We start from the raw sequence: 17054 nt of genomic DNA, 5'->3' as shown, positions 1-17054 counted from the left end.
TTTTAACCTTGTTTCACATGTCACTAGTGACTGCTTTTGCGAAACGTATGAACTGCCCATTCACTTGTTGTTCTTGAAAACCAAGACGTTGATAAAACCGAATAGCGGGAACATTCTTTACGTGTACGTCGAGTACAATTGAGGTCTTTTCAAAGCGTTTTGCCAATGGGTACATAGTAGCGACTAACTTTCGCCCCACCCCTTTATCGCGATGCGTGGGTGCCACTGCAACATGACCTAGCATCCATTCATGGCCTTCCGGCGGTGTGAGTTCAGCACTAATCAACTGGTTCTTAACTAACACATCTAACGACTCATCAATATCATAGAAAGCCGTAATACTGTCGAGTGTAGCGCGATCAAATTCTCGCCCCAAATTAGTATGCCACGCCGTAATAACTCCCACCACTTCGCTTTCACATTGCGCAACCCAATGAAACTCCGAACCGTATTGACCTCTACCATGATGCCAGGCGTGTACTAAAAACTTGTACGCTTTGGATTTACATCCATCGCCAAACAAATCAGTAATGACCTCTTCAGCGGCAGAAAGAATAAGGTTAGCGGCGGCCTGTGCATCTTCTGGGCGCCCTCGGCGAATTTCGACCAACATGCCCTCACTCCGACATCAGAATCGGCATGTCGTGCAGTATTTGCTGCGCGTCACTTATCGCTAACTGTCCTGGCTCGCGGTGCGGTTTAAAGCGTCCAACCACTTGTGCTTGGGGGTTTACTACCACCACTGAAGCACTGTGATCGACGAGGTAATTTGGATTGTCAGTACTGTCTGACATGGAATACATCATGCCAAGGTTTCTGGCGAGGGGAAAAAGTTGTGTGTGCTCTCCAGTAACCGCAACAAAGCTATTGTTAAAAAAACCAATGTATTGGGCTAATCGCTCTGTGGTGTCTCGTTTTGGATCTACCGACACAAATACGACTTGGGGTGAGTGTTCAGTGTTTATTTTCTGCAACGATGGAAATATGCCGTTGAGCTCGGCCATAGTTGTGGGGCAAATGTCGGGGCAAAAGGTATACCCAAGAAAAACAAGACTCCAGTGACCTTTTAGATCTTCTTGGGTAAACGCCTTATCCGTATGGCTGGTAAGCGTAAAAGAATTAATGTCGCGAGGCGTTGGGTATGCTTGAAAGTAACTGGGCTCTGACGTGCTAGGTGGGGCAATATACAAGGCCCCAACAACTCCCGCACACAAGGCGATAAACGCGACGACTCCGACAATAATTCGTTGATTCATAGACTTAATGGTAAATAATGATCCAATAGAAGTACCACAAACAATAACATGAGATGCACAATTGAGTAGCGAAATGTTTTAATTGCGGTGTCTTCTTTTGCTAAAAACTTCAATTTGTAAGCATAGTACAAGAAGCCAATATTGAGCAGTGTGGACCCAATTAAATAGATAAGGTCGCTCATACCGACTAAGTAGGGCAACAAGCAAACTAAGGTTAATAGCACTGTGTACAACAACACCGACGTCTTAGTAAAATTGACACCATGAGTCACCGGAAGCATAGGTACCTTAGCTTTTGCATAGTCTTTTTCACGATGAATGGCCAACGCCCAAAAATGGGGTGGAGTCCAAGTGAAGATGATTAACACGAGTAATAATGCATGAGCGTGAATTTCTCCCGTCACTGCTGTCCAGCCAAGTAGTGGCGGCGCAGCGCCGGCTAATCCACCAATGACAATATTTTGCGGCGTTGCTCGCTTTAAAAACAAGGTATAAACGCCTGCGTAACCTACTAAACTCGCCAATGTTAACCATGCAGTAAGCATATTCACTAGTACAGCAAGCAAAGCAAAGCCAGCAACTCCCAATACCAAAGCGAACGTAAGCGCATTATTAATCGACACCTTCCCTTTGGCGACAGGGCGATTGAAAGTACGCGCCATTTTGCTATCAATCTGGTGATCCACCGCATGATTAATCACTGCCGCAGAGGCTGACAGAAACCCTATGCCCACAAGCCCCGCAGTAAGTGTTAGCGCATCGACCCAAGTGGGCGTAGCCAAACACATTCCCACCAAAGCAGTAAGTAGTAGCAACATAACCACATTGGGTTTAGTGAGTTCATAATAGTCGCGCCAAGATGCTTGCGTTGATCGGCGAGAGGTATTCGAAACATAAGCAGCAGATTTAGCCATGAGAAACTCCAGATTCCATATTTATCGAAGCAACACGAGAAGAGAAAAGTGTCCAACTTAGCCAGACAAGAGAGAGTAAAAGTAGAGCCGCAACGGCATTATGCGCTACCGCAACCGCCATTGGTAAACTGAACACTATGTTACTCACGCCTAATCCCACTTGAGCGAATAGTGCGATGAGCATTAATCCACAGATGCGTTTAATTCCGGTGGAAGCCGTTTTGCTGAGTAACCCCATTACCCCCAGGGCTAACAAGTACGCAAAAGTGACAACAGCGCCAAATCGATGAACTATGTGCATAGTCATTCGCTCACCATAGTCGTGCGCACCGTACTCATAATTTTCAGCGTCAGGTACGCTATACGCGCCTGAAAAATCTAAACGCTCTTGCCATCCGGATTCACACACTGGCATCTCTGTACAAGCTAGCGCAGCATAGTTCGCGGATGTCCAACCGCCCAGTGCGATTTGCCCCACTAGCACAACCACTCCAACGATACAGAGCTTAAATCCGCGAGAACTCATCAAGGTACTTTGAGCATGCTCATTATGAATCTCTGGCTCAACTACCGTGTTTTGCGCTTTAGGTAATCGCAAATACAACAAGAATAAACAGGTAAGCACGGTAAAGCCGCCGAGCAAGTGCCCCATAACAACGACTGGTAGAAGGTTGAGTGTGACAGTCCACATACCAAGCATGGCCTGAAAGGTCACCAAAGCTAACAAAAATAAGGGGAGCTTGACTGGCGTCCCATTGTGACGACCACGCACCGCAATAACAGCAATGGCTAAAATACATAGCCCCAGCGCTCCGGCAAAGTAACGGTGAACCATTTCGTTCCATGCCTTAAATGCTTCCACCGGACGTTCAGGATAGGCTTCATTTGCTTGGGCAACGGTTTGTTCAGACGACGGTACGGTTAAAAAACCATAACACCCGGGCCAGTCAGGACAACCCAGGCCAGCATCGGTTAGGCGAGTGTATGCCCCCAAGATGATGACCACCACAGCCAAAAATAAGCTAAATACCACCAGCTTTCTCATTGAACTTCTCCTAACCAATACGAGATAACTTAAGCAACTTACGCATGTCAGCGAGCATGTTTCTACTCTCCATTACCGCCACGTCTTTATCTGGAGCAATGGTGTAAAACAACATGGCGTTGTACTGAGTGTCCACCACATATACGTTGTCACTACTCAACCCATCAATGGCGTCGTTAACAGAAAGGGTACGTACATTGGGGTACTCGCCTAGCTGAGCAATTGCAGACTGGTCGCTCGATGATGTAGTGAGTACGAGCGCCTCAGCACGATCAGCGTTTTTCCCTAAAGCTAGCCACACTTGGTTAATACTAAACAGAGCGTTTTCACAGCTGGCATCACAGTTTTCTGGCATGACATACAAGAGCCGCCACTTGGGTGATACGCCTGTTAACTGATTGCTGAGGTCCAAGGTCGGTGCGATTAGTTGTCCTTTATTTGTTGCCCCCCGATTAAACCATTCGTTGTCTAGCGCTACTTTCGCAAGGATCACTGGTAAAACGAACACGGCTAACATGCCGATTAAGGTTTTCTTTGAAGAAGAGGATGTTTTATCAGGCGTCATGAGTACGTCCTTTTTTAATAATTGCTATTCCACCAATGAGAGCAGCTGCAATTGCTAACCCAAACCATTGAATGGCGTAGCCAAGATGTTTCTCAGGAGACATTACAACGGGGGTGTAATGCCGAACGAAGAAGTGGTCAGGCTGGGTAAGCACAACCACATAGGGTAAAAGGTCTCGATTTAGTAGAGGGGCAACTTGCTCGGGTAAGGCTTGTTGTATTACTTGGGGAAACCCAGCATTGGTATCTAGATAGTTGTCCACTAATGGATTGTTGCTTGGTAGCGACACTACGCCTTCAAATCTGTTTAGCGCAACGTTAGCTTTATCTAAAGTTGGAATCTGACGTGTTAGGTCGGCTGCGGGCATCCAGCCAAAGTTAACCAACAACCAGCCAACATTTGTACTCACAGGGGCAAACACATTATATCCAACCTTCTGTTGATACACCTGATTGTCCAGAAACATCAAATGCTCAGTGTCTACTTGCCCTTGAAAGTTGACCGATAGATCTCTTGGGTCATTTTGTGCAAGCGCCTCTATTAGGCTTAAACTTCCTTTAGCCTGCTTTTGCGTTATGCTTGAAAGACGCTGTTGCTTTTGTGTCATCCGTTCAAGTTGCCAAAACCCAAGGCTACACATAATCACTACGCTAAGGGCAGTAATGGTCAAAGCAGCGAGTGAAGACGGACGTAACAGCTTCATATCAAACAGTACACACTCCTGAGGACAGTAGAATGATAATAAAAATCTTGCTCGTAGCCCTGGTGATTTACATGCTGGTTAATTTGTTTCTTGCGATGCGCGTTATGATAAGAAACAACCCTGAAGACGGACCAATGAGCAAATATATAGGCCGTCGTGTACTTACCTCCGCCGTTATCGTCGTTATCATCTTACTGGCAATAAGTACGGGATTAATTACACCCAACCCCCGACCTTACTAGGATTGGGTGTATGTCTATCTAGAGTACGTAAACAAAGATGTAGAGCATGACCCAAACTACATCGACAAAGTGCCAATACCAGCTACCTGCCTGAAACGCGAAATGATTTTCAGGGGTAAAATGCCCTTTCAATACACGGAAAAACAGAACGATGAGAATGATGGTTCCCAATGTGACATGCATACCGTGGAAGCCCGTGAGCATAAAGAAGGTATTACCATACACGCCAGACTGAAGTGTTAGCCCCAAATCGCGATAGGCGTGAATGTATTCTTGTACTTGCAGCGTAAGGAAAATTAAGCCCAGTAAAATGGTTACTCCCAGCATCCACGTCAGTTGCTTGCGCTTTTGCTGTTCTAATCCTGTATGAGCAAAGTGAAGTGTGACAGACGACACTAACAGTATGATGGTGTTAATCGTCGGTAAGCCAGCTGCACTCATCACCTGCGTAGTAGTACCGTCTGGCGTGTTGATGAGCGGCCACATGGCCTCGAAAGTTGGCCATAGCACAGCGTTTGTCATTTCATTATTTGATGCGCCACCTAGCCAAGGCACTGAAATGAAGCGAGCGTAAAACAACGCGCCAAAGAAGGCGGCAAAAAACATCACTTCTGAAAAAATAAACCAGCTCATTCCTTGACGGTATGAACGACCCAATTGGTCGCTATAGAGCCCTGACATACTTTCATCAATTTGGTTTTTAAACCAACCAAAAAGCATCACCAACAACACAAGTATGCCGGCAGTTAACGTATGTGTACCATAACCCGACTCGCCTTTAGTAGTTTCCAGCACCACAGTGCCAGCCCCAACGGCAATTAAAAACAGCGCCACCGCCCCAACAATGGGCCAAGGGCTTTGCGCGGGTACGTAATAGCGTTCATATTCTTGCTGCATTTTTTTCTCCTCTGACTAAGGGCGGCTACTCGCCACTCTCAGCGACCGAAACCATAAACGGATTGGTAGTAGACGTGTCATCTGTTCTCTCTGTCACGTCATATAGGGTGTACTGCACTGTGAAATAACTGATGTCCTCAGGAAGCTGAGGGTCAACGTAAAACTGCATGGGCATGTAGGCTTCAGCACCGGAATCGAGTGGTTGCTGGTTAAAGCAAAAACACTCTGTCTTGTTCAGGTAGAGCGCCGCTTCTCCCGGCGATACTGAGGGAATCGCTTGCGCTACCATATTGCTATTCGCTGGATTTCTGACGTAGAAGCCAACGGTACTGAGTTCTCCCGGATGTACTTCCATACGGAAGGTTTCAGCACGGAATTCCCAAGGCATACCTGTCATGGTTTTGGTAATGAACTCCACCGTAATGCTTCGGCTTTCATCCACCTCAACCATTTGATAGCTAGCTGCGGTATTGTCTGTTTTGCCATTAATACCCGTTAGGTCGCAGAACACGTCATAGAGCGGCACCAGCGCAAACCCAAAGCCAAACATACCCAGAACAATCACTACCAAGCGAATGACCATTTTGTTGTTTTGCTGCGTTTTGGTTTGCATAGGTGCTCTCCTAACGTTCGCGACTGTGTGCTACTTCACTTCTGGGGGTGTTTCAAACGTGTGATAAGGCGCTGGTGATGGGATTTCCCACTCCAAACCTTCTGCACCTTCCCACACCTGATTCGACACGGCTTCACCTTCTTTGCGACATGCTTTAATAAGTAGCGCCAAGAAAATAAGCTGAGACAAGCCAAACGCGAAACCGCCTATACTTATCCACTTGTTAAAGTCAGCGAATTGAAGGGCGTAGTCAGGAATACGTCTCGGCATACCCGCTAAACCAACAAAGTGCATTGGGAAGAAAAGTACGTTTACTGAAATTAACGAGCACCAGAAATGCCATTTTGCCAATGCGGTGTCGTACATTTTCCCCGTCCATTTAGGTAACCAGTAATACACGGCAGCCATAATTGAGAATACGGCGCCAGTAACTAGCACGTAATGGAAGTGAGCGACCACGAAATAAGTGTCATGGTATTGGAAGTCCACGGGTGTTATCGCCAACATTAATCCCGATAAACCACCAATGGTAAACAGAACAATAAAGGCTATTGCAAACATCATGGGCATTTCGAAGGTCAATGACCCACGCCACATAGTCGCCACCCAGTTAAATACCTTAACCCCAGTTGGCACCGAGATAAGCATAGTGGCGAACATGAAGAACATCTCCATGTACACCGGCATCCCAGTGGTAAACATGTGGTGCGCCCAAACCACGAAGGACAGCAGTGCTATTGATGCAGTGGCATAAACCATAGACGCGTAACCGAACAGCTTCTTGCGAGAAAAGGTCGGTACGATCTGAGAGATAATACCAAAGGCGGGCAATATCATGATGTACACTTCTGGGTGACCAAAGAACCAGAAAATATGCTGGAACATTACTGGGTCGCCACCACCGGCGGCATCAAAGAAGCTAGTGCCAAAGAACTTATCAGTAAGTACCATGGTCACGGCTCCTGCCAGTACGGGCATTACCGCTATCAATAAGAAGGCTGTAATTAACCACGTCCATACAAACAGTGGCATCTTCATCCACGTCATACCAGGTGCACGCATGTTGAAGATAGTAACGATGACGTTTATGGCACCCATGATGGACGAGATCCCCATGATATGTACGGAGAATACGAACAAGGCCGTAGAGTCATTGCTGTAAGTAGTTGATAGCGGCGCGTAGAAGGTCCAACCGAACGCAGGACCGCCACCTTCCATAAACAGTGACCCTAGTAAGATTAGGAATGCACCGGGTAAAATCCAAAAACTCCAGTTATTCATGCGCGGCAACGCCATATCTGGCGCGCCGATCATCATAGGAATAAGCCAGTTAGCTAAACCAGTAAACGCGGGCATGACGGCACCAAATACCATGATAAGGCCATGCACCGTAGTCATCTGGTTGAAAAAATTGGGTTCGACGATTTGTAGCCCAGGTTGAAATAACTCCGCGCGAATGACCATAGCCATCGCACCGCCCACCAAGAACATGATGAAGGCGAACCACAAATACAAAGTACCAATGTCTTTGTGGTTAGTCGTGAACAACCAACGTGTTATCCCCTTAGGTATATGATCGTGATGGTCGTCATCGTGATGCGCCGTATCCGGCGTAAGAACATCTGTTGCTTTACTCATAACGGGCTCCTAATTTCCATTCACGACGGCATTAACATCTTTAGCCTGCACAGCATCACCAGTGTTGTTGCCCCATGCATTTCGCTCATAGGTCACAACAGCAGCAATCTCTTTTAAGCTGAGCATTTTTCCAAATGCCTGCATGGCCGTACCTGACTTACCATTGAGAACGATCTCGATATGTGCGTGCTGATCTTCCAAAACCATCTCACTCCCTTTCAGTGCAGGGAATACACCAGGAAGACCTTCACCATTGGGCATGTGACAGGCGGCGCAAGCAGCGTTGTATACACGCTCGCCTTCCGTCATGAGTTCGTCCATAGACATATTCATCGCCAGTAGACGTTGCTCTTCTTCTCGAGCTCGCTTAGCTATAGCCTCTTGTTCGTCAATCCAAGCGTTATATTCGGCAGGCTCTTTCGCGATAACGACCACGGGCATAAATCCGTGATCCTTTCCACAAAGCTCAGCACACTGACCGCGATAAATGCCGGGCTCATCAACCCGTGTCCACGCCTCATTGATAAATCCTGGGTTTGCATCTTTTTTGACGGCAAAGTCTGGCACCCACCACGAATGGATCACATCATCCGACGTGATCAAAAAGCGAACTTTTTGTCCGGTAGGAATAACCAAAGGCCGATCCACTTCGAGTAAGTAGTTTTCACCTTTATCAAAGCGATTTTCGATTTGCTCGCGTTGAGTAGCCATCAATGAATAGAACTCAACATCACTATCCATGTACTTGTAGTGCCACTTCCACTGAGAACCAGTAACCAATACGGTCATGTCGGGCTCACTGGTATCTTCCATGGCAATAAGCGTATTTGCTGCCGGCACCGCCATAAAAATTAGAATAAGAAAAGGCACTACGGTCCAAGCAATCTCCACTTTCACATTTTCATGAAAGTTCGCAGGTTTCGCACCTCGTGATTTGCGATGTAAATACATCGACAAGAACATCACACCGAAGACCGCAACAGCAATCGCCACGCAGATGTAAAACATCAGCATGTGTAAGTCGTATACCTGGCCGCTTATCTCAGTAGCACCAGGCCGAAGATTTATTGAAGAGATTTCTTCAGTATCTGAACTTGCGCCGATAGACAACGCAGAAAAACCCAGTAAGGGTAAAGAATAAAGCCAAAGGGCTAGCTTGTTTGTTAACCCCTTTACGGCAGAAACCGTAAGTCGTTTCACTCAGCACCTCCATTATGGTGGAACCATGTCGCTAAGTTGTAGCGCGTTGTTCTCACCAAGTGGTTTCCATGAACTCGACCCAGATCTGCCCGCATGTAAATATAGATTTGAGTCGTTGTTATTATTTTGTAAAATGCTGTATAAGAATTGCTCAATAAACAACGTACGTCTAGTCTTTTATTTCAAAAACTTCATATTTGGTATGTTTTTTAACCAAATGTATAATTCTCGAAGAAATTTACGGGCGAATAGTTGCAGTTACCAATAGCGTACAAATCAAACTGGTGATAGTTGGCAAAAAATCGCGAAAACTGCTTTAAAATCAGGATGAAGATGGGAGCTAAGCGTGGTTATGTCAAAGTTTAGACAAGTAAGAAGCTGATCCAACTCATTAAATTTGTCAGACCATTCATTGATTTTTCCGCATCTAACTAAGCATGCTAAAAAGTTTGGTTAGTTGATCGTTTGCGGGTCAAAAGTGAATAAAAAATCAACAAAAAACGGCCTTTCGGCCGCTTTTCTTAATTAAATTGGTTTAATGAGGATCTTAGCTACATCCAATCAGCGTTTCGAATGACACCAACAGCGATACCTTCGATATTAAATGGCTCATTAGCCAAATCGACTTTAATTGGCGCAAATTCCTCGTTTTCAGCGTGGAGTAACACTTCACGACCACGTTTTTCTAAACGCTTGACAGTAACGTCCTCATCAACACGCGCAACCACTACTTGCCCGTTATGTACATCGGTTGTGCGATGAACGGCAAGTAAGTCTCCGTCCATAATTCCAATATCTTTCATACTCATACCGTCAACGCGAAGTAAGAAATCAGCGCTAGGGTGAAATAAGTTAGGATCAACCTTGTAGTGAGTCTCAACGTGTTCTTGAGCTAAAATTGGCTCGCCCGCGGCAACACGCCCAATAAGTGGAAGACCTTCTTCTTCTGATTCTACATCTTCAACAGGTACATTGAGCTTTATACCTCGTGACGTTCCAGGAAGGATTTCGATAACGCCTTTTCTCGCTAAAGCTTTCAAATGCTCTTCTGCAGCATTCGCAGAACGAAAGCCTAATTGACGCGCTATTTCTGCCCGTGTAGGCGGCATACCCGTCTCTTGCATCGTGGATTTAATGAGTTCGAGTACTTCGGTTTGTCGTGCAGTAAGTGGGCGCATAAAAGACCTGTTTTTCTATACAGTTCCTGTAAGTATATACACCCATGATTAAATGGCAAGCAATGATTAATCCGATAAACCTAGATTACGTATGAGTAAATAGTCTAACTTGCGCGTGAAACACTTTAAATGCACTCGTTTTGGGTGTATTAATTAACGTGAATTCACGAGAGTATAAGCGTTGTAATCTATGCCTCTAAATCATGGTCACTCAGAAGTATTCCTCAACAACAATATTATTGTTTCGAAGATGAGTGGTGCGTTTAACAAAACCGGCATAGAGCAGTACAAACAAAAAGTCATTCAAGCGCTTGACTCTCTTGAGGGTGAAGCTTTTGCGATGCTGGTCGACAACACCTTAGTGGAAGGCGGTACTCCAGACGCCTTTGAAACCCTTGACCAGTTTAATACTTGGATGGCGACACAACCCTTGATTGCCAAAGCATTTGTATATAATAGCGCAGTGCTAAAAGGGGTAATGGAACAGAGGCTTTCTTCCCTGCACTCTGTTCCCACAGAATTTTTCTCAGACTATCAAACGGCACTACGTTGGTTAGAGCAATTCTAATCACTGCAGTATTTTGTCGTTACATTTAGTTTTTCGTATGTGGTCATGTTGAATTTCCTGCGAGAATATTTGTCAAAAAGCTAGTTCGACTATTGAAGCTCACGTAAGCAGCTACAATCATTGTATCTGACACCCATGTGACATAATAAACACGGGTTATCTGTGGTACACTTCGCGCGTAACTTTTTCATAGGATCACACAATTCATGACGTGGATGCGAAAAGCATTGGTATCGGTTTTCCAATATCCGGTTAAATGGCTTGTTAAAGCTCATAGTATTCCAGTAAATGTAGAATCAGAGCTAGGAATCGATAGAACCAAACCCATCGTTTACTTATTAATGACGAACTCAATTACCGACCAGTTGGCGTTGAGAATGTCTACCCAGTCGCTTGGTCTCCCAAGCCCCACTGAACCGCTAACACTTGCGGGCAGAGAATATCCATCAACGTTATTTTTGCGCAATTCAAAGCCTTTAATGCGTTCTAAAGCTAAAGATACTGGCATCGAAGAAGTTTTTACCGATCTGTTCCATCTTCATCGGGATAATTTAGATTTAGATTTACAGGTTGTTCCTGTATTTATTACGTGGGGTCGTGCACCTAGCACGGGTAACCCTGGTCTTAGTGATTTGATTACTGACAATGCGACTCCAAGCTGGTTGCGTAAACTGTTCATCGTGCTGTTTTTAGGCCGAGACAATTTTATCAACTACAGCAAAGCCGTTTCAGCTCGTGTGATGGCCAATCAACACGGCAGCGATCAACGCATTGCCCACAAACTTGTGCGTGTGGCAAGTACTCACTTTCAACGTAAGCGCAAGGGTATGACAGGGCCAACATTACTTGAGCGCCAAGAACTCAACAATAGCTTGCTGGGTTCTGACTCTGTTCGAAAAGCCATTAGTGACGAATCTAAAAATAAGAAAATATCTCACGAAGAAGCCAAACAGCGAGCGCAAGGTTACATTACAGAAATTGCTGGTGATTATCGCGAAGGGCTCATTCGCGTAGGTGATCGGGTACTCGGTCGAATTTGGAATAAAATTTATAACGGTATTAGTGTTGGTCATGCCGATCGCATTCGGGAATTAGCAGCGAACGGTCACGAAATTGTTTACGTGCCGTGTCATCGTAGTCACATGGATTATTTGCTACTGACCTACGTTATTTACCACGAAGGTATGGTAACACCGCACATTGCCGCGGGTATTAACCTTAACTTTTGGCCCTTTGGGAAGATATTCCGTCGAGCGGGTGCATTCTTTTTACGCCGCAGCTTTGCTGGCAACAAACTCTATACCGCTGTTTTCAGAGAGTACCTCGAGCTGCTTTTCAACAAAGGGTATTCAGTAAAATATTATCCAGAAGGTGGTCGAAGCCGAACAGGTAGGTTGATTCCTCCCAAAACCGGCATGCTTGCCATGACAATTCAAGCCATGGTGAAAGGAGTTAATCGCCCAGTGAGTATTGTTCCGGTCTATATCGGCTATGAAAACGTCATGGAAGTGAAAAGCTACCTCAACGAATTGAAAGGCTCGAAAAAGCAAAAAGAGTCTAACTGGCAGATATTCTCAGCGATCAAAAAACTCAAAAATTACGGTCATGGTTACGTGAACTTTGGTGAGCCCATTCAACTCAACCAGTTCTTGGAAAATAAAGTACCCGACTGGCGTGACTGTCGCGAAGACGACGCAGACAAAAAGCCTACATGGTTAACACCCGCAGTAAACGAGCTTGCCAATAATGTGATGACAAACATTAATACAGCGGCTGCCCTCAATGGCATGGCGTTGACGTCGCTTTGCTTGTTGTCTTCTAAAACTCAAACCATGAGTGAGCGTGAATTAGAGCAAGCACTGCAAGACTTTATGCACCTGTTCAATGAAGTGCCCTACAGTGCAGACGCCACTATTCCTGACGTGAGCGCGCGTACTTTGCTTGACCAAACCCTTCAGCTTAATCGCTTTGATGTGCAAGAAGACGACTTTGGTAAACTCATTAGCCCTCAACCAAAATCAGCGGTTTATCTCACCTACTATCGCAATAATATATTGCACTTATTCGCCCTTCCGGGATTGGTGATGGCCTCGGTATTTGCCAATAAAGGGACAACTAAAGACGCCTTACTTCGCCTTGTGGCCGCGCTTTATCCATTGCTACAGCGAGAGCTTTTCTTGTACATGACGCAAGACGAAGCCTTGGCATATACCGACAAGCTAATTACTGCGATGCTTGATAAAGGTCTGTTGAGAACTCTGGATGGCAACGTGTATCCACCACAAACTCAGAGTAAGCAGTTCCACTCTGCATGGTTATTAAGCCGCTGTATGCAGGAAACTTTCCAGCGCTATGCCGTGGTATTAACCATGTTAGACAGAGAAAAAGTCATTAGCCGCAGCAAGCTGGAAAAAGCCAGCCGTAAAGTGGCTGAGCGTTTATCAGCCTTATATGGTTTAAGTTCGCCAGAGTTTTATGACAAGAACGTATTGTCTAGTTTTATCACGGCACTCAAAGAGAACCATTGGATCGACACGGCAGAAGACGGCAGCATGAAATACTCTGAGGAATGTGAAGCCCTTAGAGAAGACGTTATGGCACTCGTGTGGCCTGAAATGACCCAGCATTTAGAGAATGTAGTGCTTAGCCACGAGCACTAGCCTAAAACTAGTCTTCCAATAAAAAATGCCCGACATCGTTCGGGCGTTTTTATTAGGGCGCTTCAGATCGCCCCACAGTAAACAATGTTCAATGTGAAGCGATGCGAAGCTAGAACTGGCTTACTAATTCGTATGAGACAAAAAGAACTGATACGCAGGGTTATCTGTTACTTCTTCTGCGTCATAACCTAATTCGGCGACATAGGTGTTGAAAGCATCGCGTTGGGAAGGGTTGATATCAAAGCCCGCCAACACCAAACCATCGGCAGCACCGTGATTGCGATAATGGAATAAGGTGATGTTAAATCGCTCACCTAGCGTATTGAGGAAATTGAGCAATGCCCCCGGACGCTCGGGAAAGGTAAAGCTAAAGACGTGTTCGTTAAGTATGGACGGCGGTCTCCCTCCTACCATATGACGAACGTGAAGCTTAGCAAGTTCGTTGTCTGAGAGGTCAAAACAACCGTAGTCTTTCTCAATCAAACTTTGCTGAAGCTCGGCTAGCTCTTGCTTACCACCTTTGAGCTTAACGCCCACAAAAATGTGTGCTTCTTGGTCGTTGGCATAGCGATAGTTAAACTCTGTGATGGCCTTCGCTCCAACACACTCGCAAAACTGTTTAAATGCACCTTTGCGCTCAGGAATTTTAACCGCGAAAACCGCCTCTTTTTGCTCGCCTAGCTCGCAACGTTCAGACACATATCGCAGGGTGTGGAAGTTGATATTCGCTCCACACAAAATTCCCCCCAGCTTTTTACCCTCTAAGTTATGCTGCTTCGCATATTTGCGAATAGCTGCCACTGATAGGGCACCAGCAGGTTCAGCAATAACGCGAGTGTCGTCAAAGATATCTTTGATGGCTGCGCACACTTCATCGTTGGTGACTGTCATAGTCTCATCAACAAAGCGCTTGCAGAGTCTAAAGGTTTCTTCGCCCATAATTTTTACAGCAACACCGTCAGCAAATATACCAACAGTATCCAGAGGTACAGGCTTACCTGCTGCCACTGCCGCCTCAAAACAGGCAGACTCGCTGGACTCTACACCAACAATTTTAATGCTTGGCTTTAGCTGTTTGAGATAAACGGCAATACCCGCCATTAAGCCACCGCCGCCTATCGCAACGAACAGGATATCGAGGTTAGGGTTTTGCTCTAAAAGCTCTTTAGCAATGGTGCCCTGACCGGCAATCACATCCGGGTCGTCAAAGGGTGGTACAAAGGTTAAGCCATGCTCTGCACCTAAGGCTTTGGCGTGATCGCTGGCTTGGTCAAAACTAGTGCCATGCAAGACAACATTCACGTTGTCGCCACCAAAACGGCGCACAGCGTCTACCTTAATATCGGGCGTAGTTTCGGGCATGACGATAGTCGCCTGAATACCTTGCTTTCGCGCACCATAAGCTAAGCCTTGGGCATGATTACCCGCCGATGCACCAATGACACCCGCCGCTTTTTGCTCATCACTGAGCGCACTCATTCGAGTGTATGCACCACGTAACTTGAACGACTTAACCGGTTGTTGGTCTTCTCGCTTTAAGAAAACGTCATTGCCTATCTCGGCTGAAAAACGAGATAGGTACGCTAAATCACTATTAACTGCTACGTCGTATACGGGTGCCAGTAAGACTTTTTTTAGATAGTCGTGGTCGCTGACACTCATAAATTTTCCAGTTTGGATACATCTCGCACTGCGCCTTTATCAGCACTTGTCGCTAATGCTGCAAAGGTTTTCAGTGATGTTGAAACTTCGCGCACGCGATATTTCGGGCGCCATGGTTTATCGCTCTTATTCATGGCATCACGACGTGCGGCCAGTTCTTCGTCACTAATGACAATGTTGATACTGCGGTTAGGAATGTCGATCTCAATCTTATCGCCATCTTCAACCAAACCAATACCACCGCCACTTGCGGCTTCTGGCGAACAGTGACCAATAGACAAACCACTGGTACCACCGGAAAAACGACCGTCGGTAACTAGAGCACAAGACTTACCTAAGCCTTTTGATTTCAAGTATGACGTTGGGTAAAGCATTTCTTGCATACCCGGCCCACCACGAGGTCCTTCGTAGCGAATAAATACGACATCGCCCGCTTTCACTTCATCACCAAGAATGCCTGCAACGGCGTCATCTTGGCTTTCATAAATACGCGCAGTACCGTTGAATTTTAGAATAGACTCGTCAACACCGGCGGTTTTAACAATACAACCATCCTCGGCAAGGTTACCAAACAATACGGCTAGGCCACCTTCTTGACTGTAGGCATTTTCAACGGTTCTGATACAACCGTTTTCGCGATCGCTGTCAGCATCGTCCCAACGACAACTTTGACTGAACGCTTGCGTTGTGCGAATTCCTGCAGGACCCGCACGATAAAAGGTAATTGCATCGGTATTTTCTGGGTTAGTGATATCCCAGTCGGCGATGACTTCAGCCATAGACTTGCCCAATACATGCTTTGAGTCACCGTGAAGCAAACCCGCTTTATTAAGTTCGTTTAGAATACCCAATACACCACCTGCGCGGTGTACGTCTTCCATATGGTACTTTTGTGTAGATGGTGCGACTTTACACAAGTGAGGTACTTTACGAGAAAGGCGATCTATATCTGCCATAGTGAAAGGTACTTCGCCTTCCATTGCCGCAGCGAGCAAGTGAAGGATAGTGTTAGTTGAACCACCCATGGCAATATCTAGGCTCATGGCGTTTTCAAACGCATTGAAGTTAGCAATATTACGTGGCAGTACGCTTTCGTCATTGTCACCGTAGTAACGTTTACACAGCTCAACAATTTGTGAACCTGCTTTTTTAAACAAGCCCTCACGGTCTGCGTGAGTTGCTAGCATGGAGCCGTTACCCGGTAGGGAGAGTCCAAGGGCTTCGGTAAGACAGTTCATTGAGTTAGCGGTGAACATACCTGAGCAGGAACCACAAGTAGGGCAAGCTGAGCGTTCGATTTCTTCAGAGTCGGCATCTGATACTTTGTCGTCAGCAGCGGCAACCATAGCATCAACCAAATCAAGCTTAATAAGCTGATCAGATAACTTAGTTTTACCCGCTTCCATGGGGCCACCAGATACAAAGATAACCGGCACATTAAGGCGCATCGATGCCATTAACATTCCCGGAGTAATTTTGTCGCAGTTAGAAATACATACAATAGCGTCGGCGCAGTGGGCGTTCACCATGTACTCAACTGCGTCAGCAATAATTTCACGGGAAGGCAAGCTGTACAACATACCGCTGTGGCCCATAGCAATACCGTCATCTACCGCAATGGTATTGAACTCTTTTGCCACACCACCTGCTGCTTCTACGCTGCGAGCCACCAATTGACCGAGGTCTTTGAGGTGAACGTGCCCGGGTACAAACTGCGTGAATGAGTTGGCAATGGCAATAATAGGCTTACCAAAATCCGAATCTTTCATTCCTGTTGCACGCCACAATGCGCGAGCGCCAGCCATATTGCGACCTTGAGTCGTCGTTGCAGAACGTAACTTGGGCATAAATCCTTCCCGTTTCTTAAATAAAATTGCTGAATACCATGCATCTGCATTGCTGGGGTGAAGGAA

The 17054-nt window shown here is 46.0% G+C and carries 16 protein-coding genes; 3 read left to right on the top strand and 13 right to left on the bottom strand.

Annotated features, from left to right (window positions below; all coding sequences use genetic code 11):
- Positions 1 to 13: 13 nt before the first annotated feature.
- Genes EYS00_RS00590 through EYS00_RS00565 form a run of 6 tightly spaced genes read right to left on the bottom strand, consistent with a single transcriptional unit; the run spans position 14 to position 4483 of the window.
- On the bottom strand, positions 14 to 613 hold the full coding sequence (locus tag EYS00_RS00590) for a GNAT family N-acetyltransferase (RefSeq protein ID WP_130634642.1): 600 nt from the start codon (positions 611 to 613) through the stop codon (positions 14 to 16).
- A 4-nt stretch (positions 614 to 617) separates the two neighbouring features.
- Positions 618 to 1256 (bottom strand): SCO family protein, encoded by a 639-nt coding sequence (locus EYS00_RS00585; protein WP_130634641.1) that lies wholly within the window; start codon positions 1254 to 1256, stop codon positions 618 to 620.
- A complete protein-coding gene (gene cyoE, locus EYS00_RS00580; protein WP_130634640.1) occupies positions 1253 to 2170 on the bottom strand; it encodes a heme o synthase in 918 nt (305 codons plus the stop codon). Before cyoE ends, EYS00_RS00585 begins: the two co-directional genes overlap by 4 nt.
- On the bottom strand, positions 2163 to 3215 hold the full coding sequence (locus EYS00_RS00575) for a heme A synthase (protein ID WP_130634639.1): 1053 nt from the start codon (positions 3213 to 3215) through the stop codon (positions 2163 to 2165). Before EYS00_RS00575 ends, cyoE begins: the two co-directional genes overlap by 8 nt.
- Before the next feature lie 10 nt (positions 3216 to 3225).
- The gene (locus tag EYS00_RS00570; protein ID WP_130634638.1) at positions 3226 to 3780 is read right to left on the bottom strand and encodes a hypothetical protein; all 555 of its coding nucleotides are present in this window, start codon (positions 3778 to 3780) and stop codon (positions 3226 to 3228) included.
- Positions 3770 to 4483, bottom strand: a complete 714-nt coding sequence (locus tag EYS00_RS00565; protein WP_130634637.1) for an SURF1 family protein — start codon at positions 4481 to 4483, stop codon at positions 3770 to 3772. The genes EYS00_RS00570 and EYS00_RS00565 overlap by 11 nt, the downstream gene beginning before the upstream one ends.
- Positions 4484 to 4515: 32 nt before the next feature.
- On the opposite strand from EYS00_RS00565, the gene EYS00_RS00560 reads away from it, so the two are divergent.
- On the top strand, positions 4516 to 4725 hold the full coding sequence (locus tag EYS00_RS00560; protein ID WP_130634636.1) for a DUF2909 domain-containing protein: 210 nt from the start codon (positions 4516 to 4518) through the stop codon (positions 4723 to 4725).
- 18 nt (positions 4726 to 4743) lie between these two features.
- Here EYS00_RS00560 and EYS00_RS00555 read toward each other — a convergent pair whose 3' ends face one another.
- From EYS00_RS00555 to lexA, 5 genes are all read right to left on the bottom strand, one after another.
- Positions 4744 to 5622, bottom strand: coding sequence for a cytochrome c oxidase subunit 3 (locus EYS00_RS00555; protein ID WP_130634635.1), 879 nt, complete (start codon positions 5620 to 5622; stop codon positions 4744 to 4746).
- A 25-nt stretch (positions 5623 to 5647) separates the two neighbouring features.
- On the bottom strand, positions 5648 to 6235 hold the full coding sequence (locus EYS00_RS00550; protein ID WP_130634634.1) for a cytochrome c oxidase assembly protein: 588 nt from the start codon (positions 6233 to 6235) through the stop codon (positions 5648 to 5650).
- Positions 6236 to 6265: 30 nt separating this feature from the next.
- Positions 6266 to 7873: a cytochrome c oxidase subunit I gene (gene ctaD, locus EYS00_RS00545; RefSeq protein WP_130634633.1), complete on the bottom strand. Its 1608-nt coding sequence runs from the start codon at positions 7871 to 7873 to the stop codon at positions 6266 to 6268.
- A gap of 9 nt (positions 7874 to 7882) precedes the next feature.
- The gene (gene coxB, locus EYS00_RS00540; RefSeq protein WP_373995551.1) at positions 7883 to 8983 is read right to left on the bottom strand and encodes a cytochrome c oxidase subunit II; all 1101 of its coding nucleotides are present in this window, start codon (positions 8981 to 8983) and stop codon (positions 7883 to 7885) included.
- A 641-nt stretch (positions 8984 to 9624) separates the two neighbouring features.
- Positions 9625 to 10251, bottom strand: coding sequence for a transcriptional repressor LexA (gene lexA, locus EYS00_RS00535; protein WP_130634631.1), 627 nt, complete (start codon positions 10249 to 10251; stop codon positions 9625 to 9627).
- Between the two features lie 190 nt (positions 10252 to 10441).
- On the opposite strand from lexA, the gene EYS00_RS00530 reads away from it, so the two are divergent.
- Together EYS00_RS00530 and plsB are read left to right on the top strand one after the other, a co-directional pair.
- Complete coding sequence (locus EYS00_RS00530; protein WP_130634630.1) at positions 10442 to 10819, top strand: STAS/SEC14 domain-containing protein; 378 nt, start codon at positions 10442 to 10444, stop codon at positions 10817 to 10819.
- A 206-nt stretch (positions 10820 to 11025) separates the two neighbouring features.
- The gene (plsB, locus tag EYS00_RS00525) at positions 11026 to 13479 is read left to right on the top strand and encodes a glycerol-3-phosphate 1-O-acyltransferase PlsB (RefSeq protein ID WP_130634629.1); all 2454 of its coding nucleotides are present in this window, start codon (positions 11026 to 11028) and stop codon (positions 13477 to 13479) included.
- 123 nt (positions 13480 to 13602) lie between these two features.
- On the opposite strand, the gene ilvA is transcribed toward plsB, so the two are convergent.
- Together ilvA and ilvD are read right to left on the bottom strand one after the other, a co-directional pair.
- On the bottom strand, positions 13603 to 15141 hold the full coding sequence (ilvA, locus tag EYS00_RS00520; RefSeq protein WP_130634628.1) for a threonine ammonia-lyase, biosynthetic: 1539 nt from the start codon (positions 15139 to 15141) through the stop codon (positions 13603 to 13605).
- A complete protein-coding gene (gene ilvD, locus EYS00_RS00515; protein ID WP_130634627.1) occupies positions 15138 to 16988 on the bottom strand; it encodes a dihydroxy-acid dehydratase in 1851 nt (616 codons plus the stop codon). The genes ilvA and ilvD overlap by 4 nt, the downstream gene beginning before the upstream one ends.
- Positions 16989 to 17054: the final 66 nt, after the last annotated feature.

Source organism: Alteromonas sp. KUL49, assembly GCF_006538345.1.
GTDB lineage: Bacteria > Pseudomonadota > Gammaproteobacteria > Enterobacterales > Alteromonadaceae > Alteromonas.
The sequence above is the reverse complement of the archived record's forward strand: the minus strand, read 5'-3'. Positions and strand labels throughout refer to the sequence as shown.

Coding starts and splice junctions, on each gene's coding strand:
- EYS00_RS00590 (WP_130634642.1), bottom strand. CDS start 613: ATGTTGGTCGAAATTCGCCGAGGGCGCCCAGAAGATGCACAGGCCGCC.
- EYS00_RS00585 (WP_130634641.1), bottom strand. CDS start 1,256: ATGAATCAACGAATTATTGTCGGAGTCGTCGCGTTTATCGCCTTGTGT.
- cyoE (WP_130634640.1), bottom strand. CDS start 2,170: ATGGCTAAATCTGCTGCTTATGTTTCGAATACCTCTCGCCGATCAACG.
- EYS00_RS00575 (WP_130634639.1), bottom strand. CDS start 3,215: ATGAGAAAGCTGGTGGTATTTAGCTTATTTTTGGCTGTGGTGGTCATC.
- EYS00_RS00570 (WP_130634638.1), bottom strand. CDS start 3,780: ATGACGCCTGATAAAACATCCTCTTCTTCAAAGAAAACCTTAATCGGC.
- EYS00_RS00565 (WP_130634637.1), bottom strand. CDS start 4,483: ATGAAGCTGTTACGTCCGTCTTCACTCGCTGCTTTGACCATTACTGCC.
- EYS00_RS00560 (WP_130634636.1), top strand. CDS start 4,516: ATGATAATAAAAATCTTGCTCGTAGCCCTGGTGATTTACATGCTGGTT.
- EYS00_RS00555 (WP_130634635.1), bottom strand. CDS start 5,622: ATGCAGCAAGAATATGAACGCTATTACGTACCCGCGCAAAGCCCTTGG.
- EYS00_RS00550 (WP_130634634.1), bottom strand. CDS start 6,235: ATGCAAACCAAAACGCAGCAAAACAACAAAATGGTCATTCGCTTGGTA.
- ctaD (WP_130634633.1), bottom strand. CDS start 7,873: ATGAGTAAAGCAACAGATGTTCTTACGCCGGATACGGCGCATCACGAT.
- lexA (WP_130634631.1), bottom strand. CDS start 10,251: ATGCGCCCACTTACTGCACGACAAACCGAAGTACTCGAACTCATTAAA.
- EYS00_RS00530 (WP_130634630.1), top strand. CDS start 10,442: ATGCCTCTAAATCATGGTCACTCAGAAGTATTCCTCAACAACAATATT.
- plsB (WP_130634629.1), top strand. CDS start 11,026: ATGACGTGGATGCGAAAAGCATTGGTATCGGTTTTCCAATATCCGGTT.
- ilvA (WP_130634628.1), bottom strand. CDS start 15,141: ATGAGTGTCAGCGACCACGACTATCTAAAAAAAGTCTTACTGGCACCC.
- ilvD (WP_130634627.1), bottom strand. CDS start 16,988: ATGCCCAAGTTACGTTCTGCAACGACGACTCAAGGTCGCAATATGGCT.